Source organism: Ramlibacter sp. (assembly GCF_028291745.1).
GTDB lineage: Bacteria > Pseudomonadota > Gammaproteobacteria > Burkholderiales > Burkholderiaceae_C > Ramlibacter.
This window is the reverse complement of sequence record NZ_JAQGNQ010000045.1, coordinates 15,897-37,885: the sequence shown is the minus strand read 5'-3', so window position 1 is coordinate 37,885 and position 21,989 is coordinate 15,897. Positions and strand designations below refer to the sequence as shown.

Genomic DNA, 21,989 nt, shown 5'->3' with positions numbered 1-21,989 from the left:
GCGGGCAGGGCGGCTGGTACGAATTTACGTGGGTTCGGGGAAACTACTAGGACGCACGTGCAATTCCGTATCACCGGATGCGGGAGCGGTACGCGCGTGCCGGCGAGCTGAACCTATTGTTCACGGCGTCACCGCAGTGCTTGCTGCATCTGGCGCAGACCGCCCCCACCGTTCCGAGGAGACATCGAATGAAGCTGAACACCACGCTGGCGTTGTCCGTGTTGCTGGCCGCTGCCGGCGGCGCGCAGGCGGCCACGGAGCTCGTGATTGCGACCGTGAACAACGGCCACATGATCGAGATGCAGAAGCTCACGCCGAACTTCGAGAAGGCCAACCCGGACATCAAGGTCAAGTGGGTGACCCTCGAGGAGGGGGTGCTGCGCCAGCGTGTGACCACCGACATCGCCACCAAGGGCGGGCAGTTCGACGTGATGACCATCGGCATGTACGAGACGCCGATCTGGGCCAGGAAGGGCTGGCTCAACGAGATCAAGGCCGATGCGGCCTACGACATGGACGACCTGCTGCCCGCCATCCGCAACGGCCTGAGCGTCGATGGCAAGCTCTACGCCGCTCCGTTCTACGGCGAGAGCTCCATGCTGATGTACCGCAAGGACCTGGCCGACAAGGCGGGCATCAAGTTCGCCGAGCGTCCCACCTGGAACGAGGTGCGCGATGCGGCGGCGAAGATGCACGATCCGAAGAACGGCGTGTACGGCATCTGCCTGCGCGGCAAGCCGGGCTGGGGCGACAACATGGCCTTTCTGTCCACCATGGCCAACAGCTTCGGGGCGCAGTGGTTCGACATGGCCTGGAAGCCGCAGCTGGAGACCAAGCCGTGGAAGGACACGGTGACGATGTACGTGGACCTGCTGAAGAACTACGGCCCGCCGGGCTCGGCCGCCAACAGCTTCAACGAGATCCTGGCGCTGTTCAACGAGGGCAAGTGCGGCATGTGGGTGGACGCGACGATCGCCGCCTCCTTCATCACCGACCCGAAGCAAAGCAAGGTGGCCGACAAGGTGGCGTTCGCGCAGGGGCCGTACGCGGTGACGCAAAAGGGCGCGAACTGGTTGTGGGCGTGGTCGCTGGCGATCCCGGCGGGCACGCAGCACACGGCGGCGGCGCAGAAGTTCATCAACTGGGCCACCTCCAAGGAGTACGTGCAGCTGGTGGCCAGGGAGAAGGGCTGGGCGGCGGTGCCCACCGGCACGCGCAAGTCGACCTATGCGAGCCCCGAGTTCCTGAAGGCGGCGAAGTTTGCCGGAGCGGAGAAGACCGCCATCGACAGCGCCAATCCGAACGATTCGACGCTGCTCAAGAGCCCGTACGTGGGGGTTCAATACGCGGCGATCCCGGAGTTCCAGGCCATCGGCCTGGCGGTCGGGCAGCAAATGAGCTCGCTGGTGGCCGGCAAGACCACGGTCGACGCCGCGCTGAAGGCCTCGCAGGTCGCTGCCGACCGCGAGATGCGCAAGGGCGGCTACTACAAGTAGGCAGCAGCGCCGCGGCCGTTCCGGGTGGACGCGCCGCGGTGCCCGAGCGATCTTCGTGCTGACCGGATCGATTCCGGAGGAGGCCTGCCATGAACCACCGTACCCTGCCGCGCCTGCTGATGGCGCCGGCGGTGGCCACGCTCTTCCTCTGGATGATCGTGCCGCTGCTGATGACGCTCTACTTCTCGTCGGTCCGCTACAACCTCATGCAGCCGGGGGAGAAGGTCTTCATCGGCCTGGCGAACTTCGAGTTCTTCTTCACCGATCCGGACTTCTATGCCTCGGTCTACAACACGCTGCTGCTGCTCGGCTCGGTGATCGTCGCCACCGTGGGGCTCGGCATCACCCTGGCCCTGCTGGTGAACGACGCCTTCCCGGGCCGCGGACTGGTGCGCGTGCTGCTGATCTCTCCCTTCTTCGTCATGCCCACGGCCAACGCACTGCTGTGGAAGCACATGATGATGAACCCGGTGTACGGCGTGCTGTCGCAGGTCTTCACCTTCTTCGGCTTGCAGCCGGTGGACTGGCTGGCGGACCACCCGCTGTTCTCGGTGATCTCGATGGTCGCTTGGCAGTGGCTGCCGTTTGCCTGCCTGATCTTCATCACCAGCCTGCAGTCGCTGGACCGGGAGCAGATGGACGCCGCCGGCATGGACGGCGCCAACCCGCTGCAGAAGTTCTGGTACCTCACGCTGCCGCATCTCGGCCGCCCGATCGCGGTCGTCGTGATGATCGAGATGATCTTCCTGATCAGCGTGTTCGCGGAGATCTTCACCACCACCAGCGGCGGCCCCGGCAACGCGAGCACGAACGTGGCCTTCCTGATCTTCAAGCAGGCCCTGATGAATTTCGACATCGGGGTGGCCTCGGCCGGTGCGCTGTTCGCGGTGGTGCTCGCCAACATCGCCGCGGTGTTCCTGATCCGCATGATCGGCAAGAACCTGGACTGACCGCCATGAAGCACCTGAACCTGATCGTGCGCACCGTGGTCGCCTGGGGCGCGACGCTGCTGATCGTCTTTCCGCTGATCTGGCTCGTGCTCACGGCCTTCAAGACCGAGCAGCAAGCCATCGCGATTCCGCCCGGGCTGTTTTTCGCACCGACGCTGGACAGCTTCCGCGAGGTGAACGTCCGCAGCGACTACCTGCATTTCGCGCGCAACTCCGTCATCACCAGCGTGCTGTCCACCTTCCTTGGCCTGGCGATCGCGGCGCCGGCGGCCTATTCGATGGCCTTCTTCCACACGCGCAAGACCCGCGACATCCTGATGTGGATGCTGTCCACCAAGATGATGCCGGCCGTCGGGGCGCTGGCACCCATCTATGTGCTGGCACAGACCGCGGGCCTGCTGGACTCATTGACCGCGCTGACCATCGTGTTCACGCTCTCCAACCTGCCGATCATGGTGTGGATGCTGTACTCGGGCTTCAAGGACATCCCCTCCGAGATCCTGGAGGCCGCCCGCATGGACGGCGCGACGCTCTCGGGTGAGTTCAAGCACGTCATCCGGCCCCTTGCCATGGGCACGATCTCCTCGACCGCCTTGCTGTGCCTGGTGCTGTCATGGAACGAGGCGTTCTGGTCGCTGAACCTCGGTTCGTCCAAGGCCGGCACCCTGGCCACGCTGATCGCCTCCTACTCCAGCCCCGAAGGGCTGTTCTGGGCGAAGTTGTCGGCGGCCTCGCTGATGGCCATCGCACCCATCGTGGTGGTCGGGTGGTTCAGCCAGAAGCAGCTGGTGCAGGGCCTGACCTTCGGCGCCGTCAAGTAACGCATCCCTTCCCGGAGAACCTTTCATGTCCTATCTCGAGCTCCAGGATGTAGAGAAAACCTTCGCCCAGGTCCATGTCATCAAGGGCATCAACCTCAAGGTCGAAAAGGGCGAGTTCGTGGTCTTCGTCGGGCCGTCCGGCTGCGGCAAGAGCACGCTTTTGCGCATGATTGCGGGGCTCACGGAGATCGACAGCGGAGCGCTGTTGCTGGACGGCCGCGACATCACCCGCCTGGCCTCGAGCAAGCGCGACCTGGCCATGGTTTTCCAGAGTTACGCGCTCTACCCGCACATGAGCGTCTACGACAACATGTCGTTCGCCCTGCGCCTGGCGAACGTCGACCACGCGGTGATCAAGCAGAAGGTCGACCGGGCCGCGGAGATCCTCAACCTCACCAACTACCTGGAACGCACGCCGCGCGAGCTGTCCGGCGGCCAGCGCCAGCGCGTGGCCATCGGCCGCGCGATCGTGCGCGCGCCCAAGGTGTTCCTGTTCGACGAGCCGCTGTCGAACCTCGACGCGGCGCTGCGCGGGCAGACCCGGGTGGAGATCGCCCAGCTGCACCGCGAGCTGGGAGCCACCACGATCTACGTGACGCACGACCAGGTGGAGGCGATGACGCTGGCCGATCGCGTCGTCGTGCTGCGCGAGGGCATGATCGAGCAGGTCGGTTCGCCCCTGGAGCTCTACGACCACCCCGCCAACCAGTTCGTCGCCCAGTTCATCGGCACGCCGCCGATGAACATGGTGGACAGCGCGGTGTTGCCCGGGGTCGTCGGTGGCGACCGAAAGCACGATGGCTTCGTCGGCGTGCGGCCGGAGAACGTGCAGGTGCTCCCCGCTGGCGAGGGGCGGCTGGCGGGCCGGGTGGATCTCGTCGAATCGCTCGGCAACAACACGCTGATCTACGCCAGCATCGCAGCCAGCACGCCGCGCGGCGTGCAGATCGTGGCGGCGCAGGGCAAGCGCACGACGCTGCATGCGGGCGACGCGGTGGGGCTGGACATCCCGCCATCGTCCTTCCACCTGTTCGACCGGCAGGGCCGGTCCATGGCCAACGCACTGTGAGGCCCCCGTGAGCACGATGCTGCACATCGGCGTGGGGGCGTTCCATCGCGCGCACCAGGCCGTCTACCTGCACCGCCTGCGCGAGCGCGGTGACCGCTCCTGGGAGATCGTGGCCGGGAACATCCGCCCCGACATGGCCGACACGATCGCCGCCCTGGTCGCTCAGGATGGCAGGTATACGCTGGAGACCGTGACGCCGGCGGGCGAGCGACACTACGAGCGCATCCTGTCGATCGCGCGCATCGTGCCCTGCACGCCCGATCTGGCCGGCCTGGTCGCGGCCGGGGCGGACCCGATGACCCGCATCGTCTCCTTCACCGTCACGGAGGCGGGCTACTACCTCGACGCCAAGGACCGGCTGGACCTCGGCTTTCCCGAGCTGGCAGCGGATGTCGAAGCCGCCCGCGCAGGGCGTCCCGGCAGCACGATCTACGGTGCGCTGGCGGCGATCCTGCGGGCGCGCAAGGCGGCCCGCGCCGGGCCCGTGACGCTGCTGAACTGCGACAACCTGCGCCACAACGGCGACCGCTCCCGCGCCGGCCTGATGCAGTTCCTCGGGCTGATCGGCGACGAGGCCCTGCAGGCCTGGGTGGACGCCAACACGGTAAGCCCGAACGCGATGGTCGATCGCATCACGCCACGACCTACGCCCCAGGTCGCCGAGCGGGTGCACGCGGCCACCGGCTGGCCGGACCGTGCGCCGGTCACGGCAGAGAGTTTCATGCAGTGGGTCATCGAGGATCGCTTCAGCGCGGGCCGTCCGGCCTGGGAGACCGTCGGCGTGCAGATGGTCGACTCGGTCGCGCCCTACGAAGAGGCCAAGATCCGCATCCTGAACGCGAGCCACAGCTGCATTGCCTGGGCCGGCACCCTGGCTGGAACCAGCTACATCCACGAGGGCACCCGTGATCCGGCGATCCGGCGCCTGGCCTTCGACTACATCACGGACGGCGTCATCCCGTGCCTGACCCCGAGTCCGATCGACCTGCATGCCTACCGCGACGTGGTGCTGGAGCGCTTCGGCAACGCTGCGATCCGCGACACCAACCAGCGGGTGGCGATCGACGGCTTCTCCAAGATCCCCGGTTTCATCGCGCCGACCTTGCGCGAGGGGCTGGCGCGAGGGGCGCCGATCGACAGCGTGGCCATGCTGCCGGCGCTGTTCCTGGCATACCTTCAGCGCTGGCACCGTGGCCAGCTTCCCCACACCTACGAGGACCAGGCGATGGATCCTGCGGTGGGCCACGCGATCTGCGCAGCCGAGGACCCGGTGGCCGCCTTCTGCGCTGACCGCTCGTTGTGGGGAAGCCTGGCGGAGGATCCGCGGCTGGTGGCCGCCGTTCGCGCCGCGAGTGCACGCGTCCACGCCTTCGTCGCGGAGCGCGGATGAAGCGCATAGACTGCGGCAAGGGGCGAGCATCGACCATGCCCGCAGCTCACCCCCGGCGCTCCGGCAGGTCCGCCGGGGATCCCATGTGCTGAAGGAAACCCAGCCAATGTCCGGCCATGACGCGCACGTCCCGCGACAGCGCCAGCCCCAGCTCGAACGCGACTACAGCCGTTCGCTGGCGCTGGGGTTCGAGCCGCCGGAGACCGGAACCGTACGGTGCCTCGCCCATGGTTTCCCTACGCCCCTGGCACGCTGGCACGTCCACGACGAGTACGAACTGCACTTGATCACCGCCACCTCCGGAAAGGCGTTCGTGGGGGACTGGATCGGACAGTTCCAGCCGGGTCATGTCGTCCTGGTCGGGCCGCGCCTGCCGCACAACTGGATCTCGGTCGACGTCCCCGAGGGCGGGGTCGCGGAGCGGGACCTCGTGGTCCACTTCCTGCACGAGCCGATCGCCAAGGCGGCGGAGCAACTTCCCGAGCTGGCCGAGTTGCTGCCGATGCTGGAGCGGTCACGGCACGGGATCGAGTTCTTCGGCCTGTCCGAGCGGGCCGTGGCGCACTGGCATGCGGTCAAGCGCGGCAAGGGCATCGAGCGCTTTGCAGCCTTCTGCTCATTTCTTGCGGACCTGGCGCGCTGCACGGACTACCGGCTGCTGTCCAGCGTGCAGCTGAAAGGCGAAGACGACACGGGCAGCGAACAGGTCAACGCAGTGGTCAACCGCATCATGCGCGACTACGCGCAAGCCTTGTCCGCGGCCGACATGGCGGCAGAGCTCGGCATGAGCGAGAGCCGCTTTTCGCGCTTCTTCCGGCGTGCCACCGGAAATACCTTCACCGACTTCGTCAATCGCATCCGGGTGAATCGCGCGGGGCAACTCCTCATGGATACCGACAGCCTGGTCACGCGCATCTGTTACGAGGTCGGTTTCAACAACGTGGCGAACTTCAACCGCCGCTTCCTGGAAGTCAAGGGTGTCACGCCGACCGAGTTCCGCCGCCAGGCCAACCAGCGATTCGGCAGCAAGCGCTCCTGAGAACCGCCGGCATGGCCGATGCGGGCCGGTGGCGACAGCAGAGGGAAAGTCGATGGCAAGAGAACTGGAAGGCAGGATCGCAGCGGTCACCGGGGCAGCCTCGGGCATCGGACTCGCGAGCACCGAAGCGATGCTGGCCGCAGGCGCACGCGTCGTGCTGGTCGACCGCGACGAGGCCGCATTGGCAGCAGTGTGCGAAAGGCATGGCGACGCGGTCGTTCCGCTCGTGCTGGATCTGCTCGATCCGAAGGCCTGTGCGACCTTGCTCCCACGGATCCTGGCGCGCACCGGTCGGCTGGATATCTTCCATGCCAACGCCGGCAGCTACGTGGGAGGTGACCTGCTGGATGCAGACCATTCCGCGATCGACCGGATGCTCAACCTGAACGTCAACGTCGTGATGAAGAACGTCCACGACGTACTGCCGCACATGATCGAACGCCGGACCGGCGACATCATCGTGACGAGTTCGCTGGCCGCCCATTTCCCGACGCCGTGGGAGCCGGTCTACGCGTCGTCCAAATGGGCCATCAACTGCTTCGTGCAGACGGTCCGGCGGCAGGTCTTCAAGCATGGCATCCGCGTCGGCTCGGTCTCCCCCGGGCCGGTGGTCAGCGCGCTGCTCGCCGACTGGCCGGCCGAAAAGCTCAGGGAAGCGAGGGAATCCGGCAGCCTCATCGAAGCGGCCGAGGTCGGGCAGGTGATCCTGTTCATGCTGACCCGCCCGCGCGCCATCACGATTCGCGACGTCGTGATGCTGCCCACCAACTTCGATCTCTAGGCGGTGCAGCGATGACGCGCAATTGCCGGCACCGGAGGGTTTGCTGATGTTCATCGTTTGCGGCGAAGCCCTGTTCGACGTTTTTGCCGGCGCCGCGACGGCCACAGGCTTCAGCCTGGACGCGCGCATCGGCGGCTCTCCCCTCAACGTCGCGATCGGGCTGGCACGCCTTGGGCAGCCGGTCGGCTTCCTTGGCGCCATCTCCAATGACTTCCTGGGCCAGCGGCTGCTTCGCGCCCTGAGCGACGAAGGCGTGGACGACCGCTGCATCGTGCGCGTCGATGCTTCGACCACGCTCGGACTCGTGGGGCTGGACGAGACCGGTGTGCCGTCCTACGCCTTCTACGGGCATGGAGCGGCCGACCGACAGCTGACGCCGGACAGGCTGCCGGCCTTGCCCGACGCGGCCGGCGTGCTGCAACTCGGCTCGTACGCCATGGTCGTCGAGCCGGTGGCAGCCGCACTGCGTGACCTGGTCGAGCGCGAGCATGGCCGCCGCCTGGTCGCCTACGACGTGAACGTCCGCCTGAACGTCGAGCCGCGGGTGGACGCCTGGCGAGCCGTGCTGGGCTGGATGCTGCCGCGCACTCACCTGCTGAAGCTGAGCGAGGAGGACCTGGCCTTGCTGCACCCCGGCGAGCACGAGGCCGCGCTCGCGCAGCGTTGGCGTGACGCCGGCGTTGCGTGGGTGGTGGTGACGCGCGGGGCGCGTGGTGCCGTGGCCTACACGCCGGCAGGCGTGGTCGAGGTGCAGGGACGCCGGGTCGAGGTGGTCGACACGGTGGGCGCCGGCGATAGCTTTCAGGCCGCCATGCTGACGTATCTGGCCGAGCGTGACGCCTTGTCGCAGCGAGCCCTGCGCGAGGCGCCGCGTGCGCTCGTGATGGCGGCACTGGCCTTCGCTGCGGACGCCGCCGCGGTGACCTGCTCGCGTCGCGGTGCCGACCTTCCCCGGCGGGCCGAGTTGCCCCCCGCACCTTGATCCCGATGCGGGCGCCTGGTCGACCCGCCCGGGAGCTACGGCGCAAGCAGCAGCAGCAGCGCGACCCACCGCCATGCCCTTGCTTTCACCGTGTGCAGTGCCTGCCGGGCATCGGTTCTAGACTGCCCAGCACGCACAACCCAGCGCGCCCCAGAATCCTTTCAGATCGGAGACAGGCAAGGTGGCTGTCCACGCCGTCGCGTGCTGGTGCCCATGCACACCACATCGTTGGTCGCATGCACAATTCGCAGCGTTCTGTCGGGCGACGGCCTGCAGCGGCTTTCCCTCCTGATCGCCCCACGCGGCAAAACCGCCAAAGCTGCGCACTGGAGACCAGTCGGGCATCGCAGGCGGCGGCGCTCCCTCGTCTTCCGCGGCAAATATTCCGGACGCATAGACCACCTTGCCCCCAACCATCGTCAGGTTCGATGCGGTATCTGCGATCTCGGACTCGGGACAGGCGAAGAAGTCGCGGTCAGGCACCACGAGGTCCGCGAGCTGGCCGGCCTGGATGCTGCCCTTCTTGCCCTCCTCATTGGAAAACCACGTGACCTTCTCGGTCCACATCCGCAACGCGGTTTCGCGGTCCAGGCAGTTGCGCTGCGGATAGATCTGCAAGCCGCCTACCGTCTTGCCGGTGATCATCCAGGCCAGCGACACCCATGGGTTGTAGGAAGCCACGCGAGTCGCGTCCGTGCCGGCCGAAACCTTGACGCCCTTTTCCAGCATCCGCGCGATCGGCGGCGTCGCGGCTGCAGCACCTGCGCCGTATCGCTCGACGAAGTACTCGCCCTGGTACGCCATGCGATGCTGCACTGCAATTCCGCCGCCGAGTGCCGCAATCCGATCGATCGATCGGTCGGAAATGGTTTCTGCGTGGTCGAAGAACCAGTTGAGCCCGGCGAGCGGAACTTCCTGGTTGACCCGTTCGAATACATCCAGTGCGCGGCTGATGGTCTCGTCGTAGGTCGCATGCATGCGCCAGGGCCAGCGGTTCTGCGCCAGGATCCGGACGACATCTTCGAGCTCGCCCTCCATCTCGCCCGGCATGTCCGGTCGCGGCTGGCGGAAGTCCTCGAAGTCCGCCGCCGAGTACACGAGCATCTCGCCCGCACCGTTGTGGCGGAAGTATTCGTCACCCTGCTTGTACCTGGTGCTCGCGGTCCAGGCCAGGAAGTCGTCCTTTTCCTTCTTGGGCTTTTGCGTGAACAGGTTGTATGCAAAGCGTATGGTCAACTGACCATCATCCGCGAGCTTTTGAATGACGCGATAGTCCTCCGGATAGCTCTGTGCGCCGCCACCAGCGTCAATGACGCCGGTCACACCAAGGCGGTTGAGCTCACGCATGAAGTGGCGCGTCGAATTGAGCTGGTAATCGAAGGGCAGCTTCGGACCCTTGCCGAGCGTTGCATACAGGATCGAAGCGTTGGGCTTCGCCAGCAAGAGCCCGGTCGGATTGCCATTGGCATCGCGCAGGATCTGGCCGCCGGGTGGCTCGGGCGTCTCACGGTTGTAACCCACGGCTCGCAACGCGGCAGCATTGAGCAGCGCCCGGTCGTACAGATGGAGAATGAAAACCGGCGTATCCGGCGCGACGGCATTGAGTTCGGCTAGGGTCGGCAGGCGCTTTTCGGCGAACTGGTGCTCGGTGAAGCCGCCGACCACCCGCACCCACTGCGGCGCGGGCGTGATCGCAACCTGGCGCTTGAGCATGTTCATTGCGTCGGCAAGCGTCTTCACCCCGTCCCAGCGCAACTCCATGTTGAAGCTCAAGCCGCCGCGTATCACGTGCGTATGGTTGTCGATCAGCCCAGGAAGGACGCGCCTTCCTTGCAGGTCGATCACTCGGGTGGCAGGCCCGGCAAGCGAAGTCACTTCCTGGTCGTCCCCCACGCGAACGAAGCGGCCCCCTTCGATGGCCACGGCGCTGGCGGTCGGATTGCCCTTGTCGAGGGTCGTGAATTTTCCGTTCACCAGGATGACCTGCGGGTGCGGGGCGGTTGTCATGTTGTTTCGCGGTTCGGGACGTTGTCATTGACCGTGCTGCCGGCCGCCAGCACCGGCACGCCCGGCGGGTTGGCGCAGGGAAGCTGGCCGAACACATGCGGCAGCACATGCCTCTGGACCCATGAAGCGTGCAAGGGCTCCTTGGCCCAGACCTGCTTGATCAGCGGAGGCAGTTGTTCGCCCAGGAGGATTCCAAGCAGGCCAACCAGTGCGATCGCGGGCGGAGCCGGCGATCGCACCTGAAAGAGGGCGTAGATCACACCCACCAGCAGGCCCAAGGCCAGCGAGACGAAATACGCCTTCATCCGAATCCCCGGTTATTCGTGACCGCCGAACATGGCGCGCGCGTAGTTCAAGCCGATGCCGTAAGCACCGGCGAATCTGCGGGCCACGCCGGTGGTCATCTCGTACGTGTCCCCGCGGGCCCAATCCCGCTGCAATTCCAGCAGGTACTGCACGGAGGTCATGGGTTGTGCTCCCGCTTGCACCATGCGGTCGATCGCGCGGTCGTGCGCTTCGTTGGACACGTCGCCGCAGGCATCCGCGATCACGTACACCTCGAAGCCCTGGTCCAGCGCCGACAGCGCCGGCCCGACGATGCAGACACTGGTCCACAGGCCTGCAAGCACGATGCGCTTTTTTCCGATCCGGTTCACGTTCTCGATGACAGGGCCATCTTCCCAGGTGTTCATCGAAGTGCGGTCGAGCATTTTCTGCCCGGGGAACGCGTCAGTGATCTCGGTGAACATCGGTCCCGAAAAGGTCTTCTCGGCCACGGTCGTGAGGATGGTCGGAACCTTGAAGCCAGCCGCCGCGTGCGCCACCAGCGCGGCGTTGGTCCGCAGCACGATGGGGTCGATGGACTTGGTCGCGAAGGCCATTTGCGACTGGAAGTCGATCATGACGAGGGCGTGGTCGGCCGGTGTCAGGAGCTTGGGGGCCGGAGTGGCTCTGGCGCTAGGGGTCATTGGATTGCCTTGACGAGTGAGTTGAGAAGATGCTTTCGGGAAAATGCCGTATGCGCAGTGATGACCTGCACCGTGTGTTCGATGACGAGTTGCTGTCCTTGCAGCTGGCACGCTGATGTACCCAGCCGCTTAAGATACGCGCTGTCGATCAACAAAGAAATGGCATGAACGGAATAGAACCCTTTCCAGTTCTGTCATGACGAAGCTCCCTGACTTCGAGGCGTGGGCGGTGTTTGCCAAGGTCGTCGAGGAAGGCTCGTTCGCCAAGGCCGCACGTGAACTGGGCCTGTCGCAGGCGACCGTCTCAAAGGCCGTCACGCGACTGGAGGCTCGCCTTAAAACGGCGCTGCTCCAACGCTCGTCGCGCAAGATTTGCTTGACGGAAAGTGGGCGAGCGGCTGTCGCCCGCGCCTCACTCATCCTGGCAGAAGGTGAGGCGATGGAGGAGGAGGTCATGGCGCAGGCCACGGCCCCGAGGGGGCTGGTCCGCGTGGCGGCACCCATGTCGTTCGGCATCGGGCATCTGGCACCGGCGCTTCCAGGATTCATGTCGAGCTATCCCGACATTTCGCTGGAGGTCGATTTCAGCGACGAAATGGTGGATCTGATCCAGGGGCGGTATGACGTCGCACTGCGAATTGCCGCCTTGGCTGATTCTTCGCTGCGGGCGCAACGCCTGTGCACGGTCCGCATCCTTCTCGTCGGCTCGCCCGAGTACTTCCGCGCGCACGGTCGCCCGAAGCACCCGAAGGAGCTTGGTGCGCATCGCGCCTTGTCTTATGCCAATTCGCAAGTCGGCGACGCCTGGCACTTCGAGCACGCCAGGCACGGGGATTTTTCCGTCGGCATGGAGGCACCGCTGCGCGTCAACAACGCGGAAGCCCTGACGCCTGTGCTCCTTGCCGGTCTTGGCCTCGCGCTGCAACCGGAGTTTCTGGTGTGGCGAGAATTGAAGAGCGGGGCGCTCGAAAGCGTGATGCCGGAGTGGGCGGCGCCACCCATTGCGATGCACATCGTCACGCCGCCGCACCATGCTCGTCCCAAGCGCGTGCAGTTGTTGATCGACTATCTGGCGCGCAGCCTGGCCCATGCGCCATGGGCAGTACAGCCGCACGTGGGCAAGCCTTGACGAAAGGGAGGGCCGATGCGCTGGCTCGATGCGGCACCCTCGCAGGCAAGTTCCCGCGCGGGGTAGTGCCTTTGCGCTCAGGCGCCGGCGACGCGTGCGGAGGCAGGGTGCATCGCACAGGCAAGTGTGCCGAACAGCACGAGCCCGCCGGCCAGCGCAAGCGGCGCAGCAAGGCCCACTTCCAGCAACAGATAGGCGCCGATCGCAGCGCCCGCAAAGATGGCGGCAACCGCGCCCGTGCGGCGCTGCCAATTCGGATTACCGCCGCCCGCGGCTGACGAATCGGCGCTGAGTCCCGTGAGGGTCAGCGTCAGTACGGTCGTCGTGAGATCCGGGACCTTCAACTGTCGAATGGTCCCATTGCGAAACCCCATCGCGATGCCGGTCAGGGCGATGACGGCGAACAAGCGCGCCTGGGGTGCCTGGTCCGCCACGTTGAAGCCGACGGCGACCGCTGCCGCGACCCACAACAAGGCCGTTTCGAAGATCGCCGAGGTCAGGAGCCAGCGCCTTTCGGACCCGCCGGCGTGGGAGTTCCCGATGCGTCCCGCGACCACCGCACCCACCATGAAGCTGGCAATGGCAACGACAAATGGCATGACCTTGAAGCCGGGCACGCCGGCCGCTGCGAACCCCAGGAAGACCACATTTCCCGTCATGTTCGCGGTGAACACCTTGCCAAGCCCAAGTACGCTTGCCGCATCCACGAGGCCGGTCGTCAGGGACAGCAGGAGCAAGAGAGGAACACGCGGGTCGAGACGGGCAATTGCCTCAGTGGCCATGTTTCAGATCTCCATGAAAAAGCTGGCTGATTCTGCGCGTGGCTGGTCCAACCTTTTAGTGCATCAGCTTGCTCTCGATGCGCTTGTCCGGCACCAGCCAGATGAGGGCCACGACGACGAAACACGCCAGGCCGCCCCACGGAGAGAGCAGCCAGGCGCAGACGATGCCTGCAAGGTACAAGGCCATCGAAGCGTGACCCTTGTAGTCGCGGGCAACTGCTTTCGCGAGAGCCGAGTCGGCCCCGAGATGGCGAACGAGGCACGTCTGCAGCGCCGAGTACGCAGCGGCGCACAGCAACAGGTTCGCGCCATACAGCATGGTAGGCACCCGGGTGAAGTGGTTCTCGCCCATCCACCCGGTGCTGAAGGGAACGAGAGAGAGCCAGAACAGAAGGTGCAGGTTGGCCCATAGCACCAGGCCGTTGATGGAGTCTGCCAGCTGGAGCATGTGATGGTGGTTGTTCCAGTAGATGCCAACGTAGACAAAACTGAGCACGTAGCTGAGGAACACGGTCCACAGCGGGGCAAGCGCCGGGAGTCCATCCCCATGGGGGACCTTCAACTCCAGCACCATGATCGTGATGATCACGGCGATCACACCGTCACTGAAGGCTTCGAGCCGACTTTTTTCCATCTGCTGGCGATCTGAAGCGTGCCGGCTGCCGCGATCTCATGGCCACGCCCTGTTGATCGGTCCCCTAATTCGAAGGGAGCCGCGAAAACCGGAAGTTGCAGTGGCTCGCGCCGCCGGCCAGCGTTTGTGTCCGTTCCAGGTGGATGCCTCGCGTTGCATAGGCGGCGAAATCAAGCCCGCAGATGTTCGGCAGGATTTCCTCATCTCCATGGTGGGCCGCGAATTTGCAAAAGCCGCAAGCCTTGTAGTCGATGCCGAATTCGAAGTTTTCACCCGGGCCCGGCTCGACGAAATCGTAGACGAAATCTTCCGGGAACGATTCCTGATGGCTTCGGGTAGCGCTTCTTGCAGCCTGCTCGCGCAGCAACGTCTGATTCTCCGCCGACATGAATTGACGCCCCGCCGCGAGGCGTTCCGCTTCGGGCATGGTGAGCAACTGCGCCTGGTAGCTTTCGCGCTCGATGTCGCCGATCACGGCCAGCGCCACGCCGTGTCGCCGGAGCACCCGGCTGATGGCCATGAAGCCCATGAGGCGCATGAAGAAATCGCTCATGCGACTGGCCTCGCCTCCGACATAGGGCATTCGGGTGAGCACGATTTCGAATTCGTCCATCACCTCCTGCCTGATCCCATCCGTATCGGACAGATGCGCGCGCTCGCACAACATGGCTTCGGCCAGGTCGAGGCGCTGGCGCATGGCGGCCTCCATGGCACCGCGATGCGCCTCGTAAAAGGGATGGATGTTCTCAGCCATTGCACGTTTCTCCAAAAGATCCGCCGATCGACGCTAGCTTGCCGTCCTCCCGGACAGAGATCCAGCACGGTGCACCCTGGTCACTTCTCAAACGGTGGTGGCCGCCGTGCCTGTAGCAGCATGACATCGTCGCGGCGTTTCGCACTGCCGTCGAGCCCGCCGGGCTGTCGCGGCGGCGATCTGGCTCATGTTCACCGCCGCGGAGCGTCCGGCATGATGCGGTGGACGTCGTCGACCCCGCAAAGAGCAGGCCGCTGGCGATGCGATCGAGCGCCGCACGGCCGTCGCCGACCACCTCCGCTGTTCGACCGCGCAAGCGCCCTGGAGACGCTGGGCGGCGACGAGGAACTGCTGGAGCACGTGCTGCCCGTGTTTCGGAGCAACCTGCAGACTGCGGCGCAGCAACTGGAGCACCCCCTGCGCTTGCCCCAGGCGGAAGCGAAGCGGCTGATGCACACGATCAAGGGAATGGCAGCCAACCTGGGGGCGCTGGCGCTGGCAGCAGCGGCTGCCGAAGCCGAATCGCGGCTGGCGACTGGCGACCTGAATGTCGAATCACCGGTGGCGGAGGTGGCGCGCGAAATTCAGGCGGTCCTCTTCGCCATCGATGGCTGGGAGCGCTGATAGCGTGCCGCGCCGGGGCGCACCGGCCTCAGGACTCCAGCATCTCGAACCGGGTCCAGGCGTGCGAAGTCTTGTGCACCAGGTACTGGAAGCGAAGTGAGTGAGCGGGGCTCGACTCCTCCGGCCGCGCGGGGATGGCGTCGAGCGCTTCCAGGAAGGCATTGTGATAGGCCTGGAGGGCGGAGCGCAGTTCCGGCGTGTGAATGGTCGGGAGGGCAGCGCGCAGCTTGCGCGTCGACTCGGTGCGGGCGTTCGCGACGCACCGGCCGAAGCCCGTCGGCGGATGCTCCAGCAGTGACGTGCTGTGCGAATTCGGGTCCGCCTCGCTGCAGGAGGCCAGGGCGCGTTGCGTGCCGAGGCGGTAGGCGGCCAACGGATCCACTACGGGCGCCTGCTCGGGCAATGTCCTGTGCGAGCACCCCGCGGCCACTACGGTAAACGCCGATAGCAGCAGCAGGAGCGGAATCGGCAAGGGGCTTGGCATGAAAGCTCCAACGGAGTGAAGTCGGCCAGGCCGCAGACCTTGCGAACCTCGTCGCCCTGGCTGCTCGACCATGTTCCATCCTAGCCCGACCGCAATGAGCCGGCAACATTTGCCGCGTAACCATTCGTTGACGGCCGGGCCTGCCGCCCCAACTCACTGGAGCGTTGCGCTCGCACACGGGTCCGCGCCCCTGCCAGCTACGCTTTAGCCCGCGTATCGACCTTGAGGTTCACGGCCAGTCACCGGTGGACGCCAGGTTCGGCGAAAGTTGTGCGGGCGACCATCGCAGCGGCAATGCACTGCGCCGCCGTAAACCGCCGGTGATGTGCAGGCGAAGCAGCCGTTGCGCACCGGCGTACGACTTGCCTGCGTCGGCAAGCTGCAGCACCTCGCCTGTGGCGGTCAGATGGAGCAAGTCCCCTCGCTCGAAGTCGATGAACAGCAGGCCACACCGTGGCTCCACGAGCAGGTTTCCGAGGGTGTTGAAATAAAAGTTGCCCACGAAGTCGGGCACGATGAGCGCCTGTCCCTCCACCCGAACGAATCCGGGTTTGCCGCCGCGGTGCGAGACGTCTGCGCCGTCTGCGGCGCTCGCTTGCGGATCCCGTGCCGCCGGATGCGCGGTCGCGATGAAGAAGGTGTCCGCGCGCTCGATCAGATGGTGAGCCGCTGGGTCCAGTCCTGCGAGCAACTCCGGCGGCTGCGCCATTGCTGCCGCGCTGTCCCCAGGCCAGGGACACCGCGCCTGGATGTACTTGGGACAGTTGCCGAAGCTCATGTCGACCTTCGCTTCGAAGCCGGTCTCGCCGTGCGCCGTGATTCGACCGTTCATCCGATTGCGGCGCCGGGTCTGTGGCTCGATACCCAGCAGGCCCAGTGCGCTCCCCGGGTGCAGCACGCGCAGCACCGGGTCGCCGGGGTCGCGAGCCGCAGTCACCCGCAAGCGACGGTCGTCGGGCGATTGAATGAAGCCTTCGGAGCCGGCAATGGCAGTGACCCACGGCTGCCCCTCGGCGTCGCTTGCGCCGAGCACAACGAAGCACAGCTTCGCAAAGAAGTCGCGATGTTGCTGCGGCATGTGGTCACGGATCACGCGCGGCCCGATCTCCGCCAGTCGCTCGAGAGCTCCCGCGCGCCGCTGCATCTCCAGTTCTCCCGCGTGGAACACGGAGGGAGCCGACTTTGCCTCGTCGAGCTGACTGTGACCTGCCGGCGGTAAGCCGTGCAGGCGAATGGGATGGCTGGGAGCAGGTGCTGCAGGCATTTGCACTCCGTCGCGGATCGATTCGCTGGATCCTGCATCAACCCGTTCGCTGAATCAATGGACGCGTGTGCAGAACACCATCGCAATCGATCGAGGCGGTGCCGCTGCTGGAAAGCGTGAAGGGGATCGCTCTCCACGTTCACCAGCACCCGCGGTTGCCAGCCGCTGACGCTCGAACGCCGCGCGGTTCTCGTGCAGGGCGCGAACGCTCTAGCCGACCTGCAGCACCAGGTTGCCCGTCACCTCACCGCGTTCGATCATCTCGTGCGCCGTGGCAGTCTCTGCCAACGGCAGGCGGCAGCCGATGATGTGCTGCAAGGTGTCGCGCTCCAGCATGCGCGTGAGCGTCCTCGTCGCGCGCTCGCGGTCAGCCGGCGTCAGGTGGTAGACGATGAAGAAGCGCAGCTGGATATTCTTCGCGATCAGCGGGTAGAAGGGCAGTTGCACGGTCGGCCCGTTGCTGCCATAGATCACGCATTCGCCGTTGTCGCACAGCATCGCGAGGTCCGCCTCGCCATTGCCGGCGAGATCCAGCTCGATGATCCGGTCCACGCCGCGGGACCCGGTGAGCGCGAGCACCCGTTCGACCACCGGTTCGCTCTTGTACAGGATGACTTCGTCGGCGCCGGCCGCACGGGCGAGCGCCGCCTTCTCCGGCGTGCTCACGGTGGCGAGCACCCTGGCGGCGCCGAGCTGGCTGGCGAACTGCACGGCATAGTGGCCGACGGCGCCGGCGCCGCCTTGCACCAGCACCGTCTTGCCCGCCACGCCGCCGTCCATCAACACGGCGTGGAGCGCGGTGAGGGCTGGGATGCCGAGGCAGGCGCCCGCCTCACCGCTGACGTTGTCCGGCAGGTGCACGGCCTGGGCTTGCGGCAGGCACAGCCATTCGCAGGCGGTGCCGTGGGCGCGGCCGCGGGCCGCGTTCCACAGCCAGACCCGCTCGCCGACGCGATCGGCCGGGACGCCGTCGCCCACCGCATCGATCACACCCATGCCATCGCTGTGCGGGATCACGCGCGGATAAGGCATGCCGCCGGCCCGCGCGCCCATGCGCGTCTTGACGTCGGAGGGGTTGACGCCTGACCACTGCACGCGCACGCGCACCTCGCCCGCCCCGGGCTCGGTGCGCTCCAGCTCGCCGAACTGGAGAACCTCCCGCGCAGGGCCGAGTCGTTCGTAGAAAACTGCCTTCATGCGCGGCAGTCTATCTCCTGGCCCGCACCGGGCGCAGGCTGCCGCCGATCAACGTGGCGTGGTCTTCTTCTCGCCGTGCTTGATCGGGCCCGTGGGAGAGGCGGTGGAACGCGCGGACTTCTTCGCTGCCGCCTTGTCCGAGACGGCGCCGCTCGAATGCGTGTTCTTCTTGGCGTGGCTCTTGCCACCCTTGTTGTCCTTGGTCGACTGGGGCATGTGCTTCCCTTCCTTGAATGGGTGCGCCGGACCATTCCGGCGATGGGCCTACGCTAGGGAGCGAGGCAGCAGGGGCATGTGAGACAGCGAGGCCTGTTCTCGTAGGAAGCGCACCGCGCCCACAGGCATTGCCGAGCAGCGCGCCCCGCGGAGTTGCCTGCCTCGCGCCCTGCGGCGTTATGCTGCGTCCGGGCGGAACCGGGGCGGCCGGAACGGACCCATCGATTCGCATGGGAGACAACGCGCCATGAAGAACTTGCGCCTGCAACTGCGCTTCCTGGTGCCGCTGGTGGCGATCCTCGCCGCCTCTGCGTATCTGGCGCTGCCCTTGCTGGACAACCTGACCTTGCGCTGGTTCGCGCGCGACCTCGACACGCGGGGCGCCCTGGTGGCCAACGCCTTGTCCGAATCGGTGGCCGAAGCGCTCAACGATGCGCGCGGTCGCAAGCTGCAGGCGCTGTTCGACCGCACCCTGCAGGACGAGCGCCTGGTGGCCATCGGCTGGTGCTCGCCCACCGGGGAGATGATGCGGCGCACGCAGCACTTTCCCAAGGACCTCACCTGCGCGCAGGCCGCTGCCATCGCGCAGACCCGCGAGTCGAACCTGGGCATCGAAGGCGGCGCGGTGCACGTCAGCGTGCATCCGATGACCGCCGAATCCGGGCCGGTGGGGCAGCTCGTCCTGATGCACGACCTGAGCTTCATCGAGCGCCGCAGCCAGGACACGCGCCAGTACCTGATCATCTTCATCATCGCGCTGGGCGCCAGCATCGCGCTGGTCACGATCATCGTTGCCCAACTGAGCTGGCGCGGCTGGGTCTCCGGCGCGCGGGCGCTGCTGCGCGGCGAAGGCCTGTTGCGGCCCATGGAGGCGGCGTCCCCCGAGTTCGCCCCGCTGGTCGCCGACCTGCGCGAGCGCCTGCGCGAGCTGGAGGACGAGTACCGGCGCATGCAGGCCTCCGACATCATGTGGACGGCGCAGCGCCTGCAGTCCCTGCTGCGCACGCAACTGCGCGGCGACCAGGTGATCGTCGTCTCGAACCGCGAGCCGTACATCCACGAGCAGCGCAATGGCCGCATCGAAGTGCGCCGGCCGGCCAGCGGCCTGGTGACCGCGGTGGAGCCGGTGATGCGCGCCTGCTCGGGCACCTGGGTCGCGCACGGCAGCGGCAGCGCCGACCGCGCGGTGGTGGACCGCAACGACCGCGTCGCGCTGCCCCCGGGCGAGGACGAATACCTGCTGCGGCGCCTGTGGCTCACGACCGAGCAGGAGCAGGGCTACTACTACGGCTTTGCCAACGAAGGCCTCTGGCCGCTGTGCCACGTCGCGCACGTGCGGCCGGTGTTCCGGGAAAAGGACTGGGAGCACTACCAGCACGTGAACCGCATGTTCGCCGATGCGGTGGTGGCCGAGGCGCGCAGCGAAGACCCCGTGGTGCTGGTGCAGGACTATCACTTCGCGCTGCTGCCGGCGCTGATCCGCGCACGCCTGCCGCGCGCCACGATCCTGACCTTCTGGCACATCCCCTGGCCCAACCCCGAGTCCTTCGGCATCTGCCCGTGGCGCAGCGAGATCCTCGAAGGCATGCTGGGGAGCACCATCCTCGGCTTCCACACCGACTTTCATTGCAAGAACTTCATGGAGACGGTCGACCGCTACCTGGAAGCGCGGATCGAGCACGAGCACTCCACCATCAGCTTCGGCGGCGAGCAGACCTTCGTGGAGAGCTATCCGATCTCGATCGAATGGCCTTCCCCGGAGGAGGCGCGCAACTGGCCCACGCCCGGCCAGTGCCGGGAGGAAGTGTTCGGGCGGCTGGGCATTCCCGCGCACCACCGCGTGGCCGTCGGGGTCGATCGCTTCGACTACACCAAGGGGATCCTGGAGCGGCTGCACGCGGTGGAGCGCATGCTGGAGAAGCACCCGAAATGGCAATCGCGCTTCACCTTCATCCAGGTGGCCGCGCCCTCGCGCGGCGCGCTCGAGGAGTACCGGCTGTTCCAGGAGCGCATCCACGCGCTGGTGGAGCGGATCAACGCCCGCTTCGGTCGCCCCGAGGCGCCGGTGATCCGCCTGCTCGCGCAGCATCACGCGCACGATGAAGTCAACCGGCTGTATCGCGCGGCGGACGTGTGCGTCGTCACCAGCCTGCATGACGGCATGAACCTGGTGTGCAAGGAATTCGTCGCGGCGCGCGACGACGAGCACGGGGTGTTGATCCTGAGCCGCTTTGCCGGCGCCGCGCGCGAGCTGCCGGAGGCGCTGATCGTCAATCCGTATCACGTCGAGGAGACGGCCGACGCGCTGCTCCAGGCGCTGGTGATGCCGCCGGCGGAACAGCGCGAGCGCATGGCCAGCCTGCGCAGCACGGTGCGAGAGTTCAACGTGTACCGCTGGGCCGGCCGCATGCTGTCCGACGCGGCCCGCCTGCGCCTGCGCCAGCGCGTGTCCGACCGCGTGCAGCGCCACTCGGGGAGCTCGCCGGTGGTCGTGCCCCTGCGCGGCAACGGACGGTCCGAGCGCGGGCGCAGCTAGGCACACGGTTCCCCCGCACAATGGGGGCGATGCCTCCGCCCCTCACGCATCGCGTCATTGCCGCCAATGCGTACCGCGTGCCCCAGCCCTTCAAGGCCTTTGCCGTTCGCAGCGACGAACCCGCGCATGCCTTCGACGCACGGGCGCCCTATGACCGCGTCCACGTGGTGCGTGCGGGCTTCCTGAATGCCGATGCACTCGCCAGCATGGCGGCGCCAGGGCGTGCGCGAACCACCGCCGAGGCTTTCTCGGACATCGACTATGCGACGACCACGCCCCAGGAGCTGGCCGCGGCTGCGCCGGGAGTGGCCGATCTGGTCGGCAGCCTGGCCGCGGCCTTGCAGGTGACGGGCGTGCTGGGTGACGAGCTCGGTGCGTACCGCAGCAGCCTCGCAACCCGGATCGACTATCTGGTCTCGCGCGGCGCGGGCTTCCACAACGACGTGCGGGGCCACTGGTCGCGCTGCCTGTTCTGGATTCTTGCGCTCGCGGTGGCCGATGTGGAGTTCGTGATGCCGCACCCGGGCGTGCAGCTGGCCTTGACGCCCGGCGACCTGGTCGTCTTCGACCCGGCGCTGGCGCACGGATTGTCACGACCCGGCGATGCCGGGCAGGCGATGGAGACGTCTTTCCCGGCTGGCGCAGACAATCTGCAGGTCTTCCTGACCGGCGAGCTTCCGGTGACCGACGCCCAGTGGGCTGCGCTCGGTGCGCCGTGGCTGCCGGTGGAGGAGCATGAGCGCCGCGGCGCGCTCGATCTGATGGTGGCGGAGTTCGACGATCGCAGCGGCGCCATCAAGCGCCCGCGCGAGCTGCGCGATTGCATGAAGCGCACGACTTGCTACGTCGATCGCGAAACGGGTTGA

Annotated in this window: 22 protein-coding genes; 12 read left to right on the top strand and 10 right to left on the bottom strand. The window is 66.5% G+C overall.

The genetic code is table 11. The features are described 5' to 3' along the window. Positions 1-188 precede the first annotated feature (188 nt). The 8 genes from JWP60_RS06815 (at position 189) to JWP60_RS06780 (ending at position 8,528) form a co-directional block, all read left to right on the top strand. Positions 189-1,496 (top strand): sugar ABC transporter substrate-binding protein, encoded by a 1,308-nt coding sequence (locus tag JWP60_RS06815; RefSeq protein ID WP_299788202.1) that lies wholly within the window; start codon positions 189-191, stop codon positions 1,494-1,496. Positions 1,497-1,585: 89 nt separating this feature from the next. Beyond that, entirely contained in the window at positions 1,586-2,446 is an 861-nt protein-coding gene (locus tag JWP60_RS06810; RefSeq protein WP_299788199.1) for a sugar ABC transporter permease, read from the top strand. A 5-nt stretch (positions 2,447-2,451) separates the two neighbouring features. Next, positions 2,452-3,267, top strand: coding sequence for a carbohydrate ABC transporter permease (locus JWP60_RS06805; protein WP_299788196.1), 816 nt, complete (start codon positions 2,452-2,454; stop codon positions 3,265-3,267). Between the two features lie 25 nt (positions 3,268-3,292). Further along, entirely contained in the window at positions 3,293-4,336 is a 1,044-nt protein-coding gene (locus JWP60_RS06800) for an ABC transporter ATP-binding protein (RefSeq protein WP_299788193.1), read from the top strand. Further along, a complete protein-coding gene (dalD, locus tag JWP60_RS06795; protein WP_299788190.1) occupies positions 4,248-5,726 on the top strand; it encodes a D-arabinitol 4-dehydrogenase in 1,479 nt (492 codons plus the stop codon). Before JWP60_RS06800 ends, dalD begins: the two co-directional genes overlap by 89 nt. A 106-nt stretch (positions 5,727-5,832) precedes the next feature. Beyond that, complete coding sequence (locus JWP60_RS06790; RefSeq protein ID WP_299788187.1) at positions 5,833-6,765, top strand: AraC family transcriptional regulator; 933 nt, start codon at positions 5,833-5,835, stop codon at positions 6,763-6,765. 52 nt (positions 6,766-6,817) lie between these two features. Further along, entirely contained in the window at positions 6,818-7,546 is a 729-nt protein-coding gene (locus JWP60_RS06785) for an SDR family oxidoreductase (protein ID WP_299788184.1), read from the top strand. Positions 7,547-7,592: 46 nt separating this feature from the next. Beyond that, positions 7,593-8,528, top strand: coding sequence for a carbohydrate kinase (locus JWP60_RS06780; RefSeq protein WP_299788181.1), 936 nt, complete (start codon positions 7,593-7,595; stop codon positions 8,526-8,528). 117 nt (positions 8,529-8,645) lie between these two features. Here the strand turns inward: JWP60_RS06780 and JWP60_RS06775 are convergent, their stop codons facing one another. The 3 genes from JWP60_RS06775 to JWP60_RS06765 are packed head-to-tail and all read right to left on the bottom strand — an operon-like array spanning position 8,646 to position 11,503. Continuing rightward, a complete protein-coding gene (locus tag JWP60_RS06775) occupies positions 8,646-10,535 on the bottom strand; it encodes an amidohydrolase (RefSeq protein ID WP_299788178.1) in 1,890 nt (629 codons plus the stop codon). Further along, entirely contained in the window at positions 10,532-10,840 is a 309-nt protein-coding gene (locus JWP60_RS06770; protein WP_299788175.1) for a DUF1427 family protein, read from the bottom strand. The genes JWP60_RS06775 and JWP60_RS06770 overlap by 4 nt, the downstream gene beginning before the upstream one ends. Positions 10,841-10,852: 12 nt before the next feature. Next, positions 10,853-11,503, bottom strand: a complete 651-nt coding sequence (locus JWP60_RS06765) for a hydrolase (RefSeq protein ID WP_299788172.1) — start codon at positions 11,501-11,503, stop codon at positions 10,853-10,855. 196 nt (positions 11,504-11,699) lie between these two features. On the opposite strand from JWP60_RS06765, the gene JWP60_RS06760 reads away from it, so the two are divergent. Continuing rightward, positions 11,700-12,632: a LysR family transcriptional regulator gene (locus JWP60_RS06760; protein WP_299788169.1), complete on the top strand. Its 933-nt coding sequence runs from the start codon at positions 11,700-11,702 to the stop codon at positions 12,630-12,632. A gap of 77 nt (positions 12,633-12,709) precedes the next feature. Here the strand turns inward: JWP60_RS06760 and JWP60_RS06755 are convergent, their stop codons facing one another. From JWP60_RS06755 to JWP60_RS06745, 3 genes are all read right to left on the bottom strand, one after another. Further along, positions 12,710-13,414: a YoaK family protein gene (locus JWP60_RS06755; RefSeq protein ID WP_299788166.1), complete on the bottom strand. Its 705-nt coding sequence runs from the start codon at positions 13,412-13,414 to the stop codon at positions 12,710-12,712. A gap of 55 nt (positions 13,415-13,469) precedes the next feature. Beyond that, positions 13,470-14,048, bottom strand: a complete 579-nt coding sequence (locus tag JWP60_RS06750; protein ID WP_299788163.1) for a TMEM175 family protein — start codon at positions 14,046-14,048, stop codon at positions 13,470-13,472. A 64-nt stretch (positions 14,049-14,112) separates the two neighbouring features. Then, positions 14,113-14,802 carry an L-2-amino-thiazoline-4-carboxylic acid hydrolase gene (locus JWP60_RS06745; RefSeq protein WP_299788160.1) on the bottom strand — a complete coding sequence of 230 codons (690 nt, stop codon included), beginning with the start codon at positions 14,800-14,802 and terminating at the stop codon, positions 14,113-14,115. Positions 14,803-14,922: 120 nt separating this feature from the next. Between JWP60_RS06745 and JWP60_RS06740 the strand changes: the two genes are divergently transcribed. Continuing rightward, complete coding sequence (locus JWP60_RS06740) at positions 14,923-15,426, top strand: Hpt domain-containing protein (protein ID WP_299788157.1); 504 nt, start codon at positions 14,923-14,925, stop codon at positions 15,424-15,426. 28 nt (positions 15,427-15,454) lie between these two features. Here the strand turns inward: JWP60_RS06740 and JWP60_RS06735 are convergent, their stop codons facing one another. From JWP60_RS06735 to JWP60_RS06720, 4 genes are all read right to left on the bottom strand, one after another. Then, on the bottom strand, positions 15,455-15,910 hold the full coding sequence (locus tag JWP60_RS06735; protein ID WP_299788156.1) for a hypothetical protein: 456 nt from the start codon (positions 15,908-15,910) through the stop codon (positions 15,455-15,457). Positions 15,911-16,139: 229 nt separating this feature from the next. Then, complete coding sequence (locus JWP60_RS06730) at positions 16,140-17,174, bottom strand: pyridoxamine 5'-phosphate oxidase family protein (protein WP_299788153.1); 1,035 nt, start codon at positions 17,172-17,174, stop codon at positions 16,140-16,142. A 210-nt stretch (positions 17,175-17,384) separates the two neighbouring features. Beyond that, on the bottom strand, positions 17,385-18,371 hold the full coding sequence (locus JWP60_RS06725) for an NADPH:quinone reductase (protein ID WP_299788150.1): 987 nt from the start codon (positions 18,369-18,371) through the stop codon (positions 17,385-17,387). Between the two features lie 48 nt (positions 18,372-18,419). Beyond that, positions 18,420-18,587, bottom strand: coding sequence for a hypothetical protein (locus JWP60_RS06720; RefSeq protein ID WP_299788147.1), 168 nt, complete (start codon positions 18,585-18,587; stop codon positions 18,420-18,422). Between the two features lie 247 nt (positions 18,588-18,834). Between JWP60_RS06720 and JWP60_RS06715 the strand changes: the two genes are divergently transcribed. Continuing rightward, entirely contained in the window at positions 18,835-21,123 is a 2,289-nt protein-coding gene (locus tag JWP60_RS06715) for a trehalose-6-phosphate synthase (protein ID WP_299788144.1), read from the top strand. A gap of 29 nt (positions 21,124-21,152) precedes the next feature. Continuing rightward, on the top strand, positions 21,153-21,989 hold the full coding sequence (locus JWP60_RS06710) for a hypothetical protein (RefSeq protein ID WP_299788141.1): 837 nt from the start codon (positions 21,153-21,155) through the stop codon (positions 21,987-21,989).

Excerpts from the sequence above, each read along its gene's own strand:
- JWP60_RS06755 (WP_299788166.1), bottom strand. The coding sequence starts at position 13,414 with ATGGCCACTGAGGCAATTGCCCGTCTCGACCCGCGTGTTCCTCTCTTG.
- JWP60_RS06745 (WP_299788160.1), bottom strand. The coding sequence starts at position 14,802 with ATGGCTGAGAACATCCATCCCTTTTACGAGGCGCATCGCGGTGCCATG.
- dalD (WP_299788190.1), top strand. The coding sequence starts at position 4,248 with ATGCGGGCGACGCGGTGGGGCTGGACATCCCGCCATCGTCCTTCCACC.
- JWP60_RS06725 (WP_299788150.1), bottom strand. The coding sequence starts at position 18,371 with ATGAAGGCAGTTTTCTACGAACGACTCGGCCCTGCGCGGGAGGTTCTC.
- JWP60_RS06770 (WP_299788175.1), bottom strand. The coding sequence starts at position 10,840 with ATGAAGGCGTATTTCGTCTCGCTGGCCTTGGGCCTGCTGGTGGGTGTG.
- JWP60_RS06710 (WP_299788141.1), top strand. The coding sequence starts at position 21,153 with ATGCCTCCGCCCCTCACGCATCGCGTCATTGCCGCCAATGCGTACCGC.
- JWP60_RS06760 (WP_299788169.1), top strand. The coding sequence starts at position 11,700 with ATGACGAAGCTCCCTGACTTCGAGGCGTGGGCGGTGTTTGCCAAGGTC.
- JWP60_RS06810 (WP_299788199.1), top strand. The coding sequence starts at position 1,586 with ATGAACCACCGTACCCTGCCGCGCCTGCTGATGGCGCCGGCGGTGGCC.
- JWP60_RS06780 (WP_299788181.1), top strand. The coding sequence starts at position 7,593 with ATGTTCATCGTTTGCGGCGAAGCCCTGTTCGACGTTTTTGCCGGCGCC.
- JWP60_RS06800 (WP_299788193.1), top strand. The coding sequence starts at position 3,293 with ATGTCCTATCTCGAGCTCCAGGATGTAGAGAAAACCTTCGCCCAGGTC.
- JWP60_RS06715 (WP_299788144.1), top strand. The coding sequence starts at position 18,835 with ATGAAGAACTTGCGCCTGCAACTGCGCTTCCTGGTGCCGCTGGTGGCG.
- JWP60_RS06730 (WP_299788153.1), bottom strand. The coding sequence starts at position 17,174 with ATGCCTGCAGCACCTGCTCCCAGCCATCCCATTCGCCTGCACGGCTTA.
- JWP60_RS06805 (WP_299788196.1), top strand. The coding sequence starts at position 2,452 with ATGAAGCACCTGAACCTGATCGTGCGCACCGTGGTCGCCTGGGGCGCG.
- JWP60_RS06740 (WP_299788157.1), top strand. The coding sequence starts at position 14,923 with ATGACATCGTCGCGGCGTTTCGCACTGCCGTCGAGCCCGCCGGGCTGT.
- JWP60_RS06735 (WP_299788156.1), bottom strand. The coding sequence starts at position 15,910 with ATGCCAAGCCCCTTGCCGATTCCGCTCCTGCTGCTGCTATCGGCGTTT.
- JWP60_RS06720 (WP_299788147.1), bottom strand. The coding sequence starts at position 18,587 with ATGCCCCAGTCGACCAAGGACAACAAGGGTGGCAAGAGCCACGCCAAG.
- JWP60_RS06790 (WP_299788187.1), top strand. The coding sequence starts at position 5,833 with ATGTCCGGCCATGACGCGCACGTCCCGCGACAGCGCCAGCCCCAGCTC.
- JWP60_RS06815 (WP_299788202.1), top strand. The coding sequence starts at position 189 with ATGAAGCTGAACACCACGCTGGCGTTGTCCGTGTTGCTGGCCGCTGCC.
- JWP60_RS06785 (WP_299788184.1), top strand. The coding sequence starts at position 6,818 with ATGGCAAGAGAACTGGAAGGCAGGATCGCAGCGGTCACCGGGGCAGCC.
- JWP60_RS06775 (WP_299788178.1), bottom strand. The coding sequence starts at position 10,535 with ATGACAACCGCCCCGCACCCGCAGGTCATCCTGGTGAACGGAAAATTC.
- JWP60_RS06765 (WP_299788172.1), bottom strand. The coding sequence starts at position 11,503 with ATGACCCCTAGCGCCAGAGCCACTCCGGCCCCCAAGCTCCTGACACCG.
- JWP60_RS06750 (WP_299788163.1), bottom strand. The coding sequence starts at position 14,048 with ATGGAAAAAAGTCGGCTCGAAGCCTTCAGTGACGGTGTGATCGCCGTG.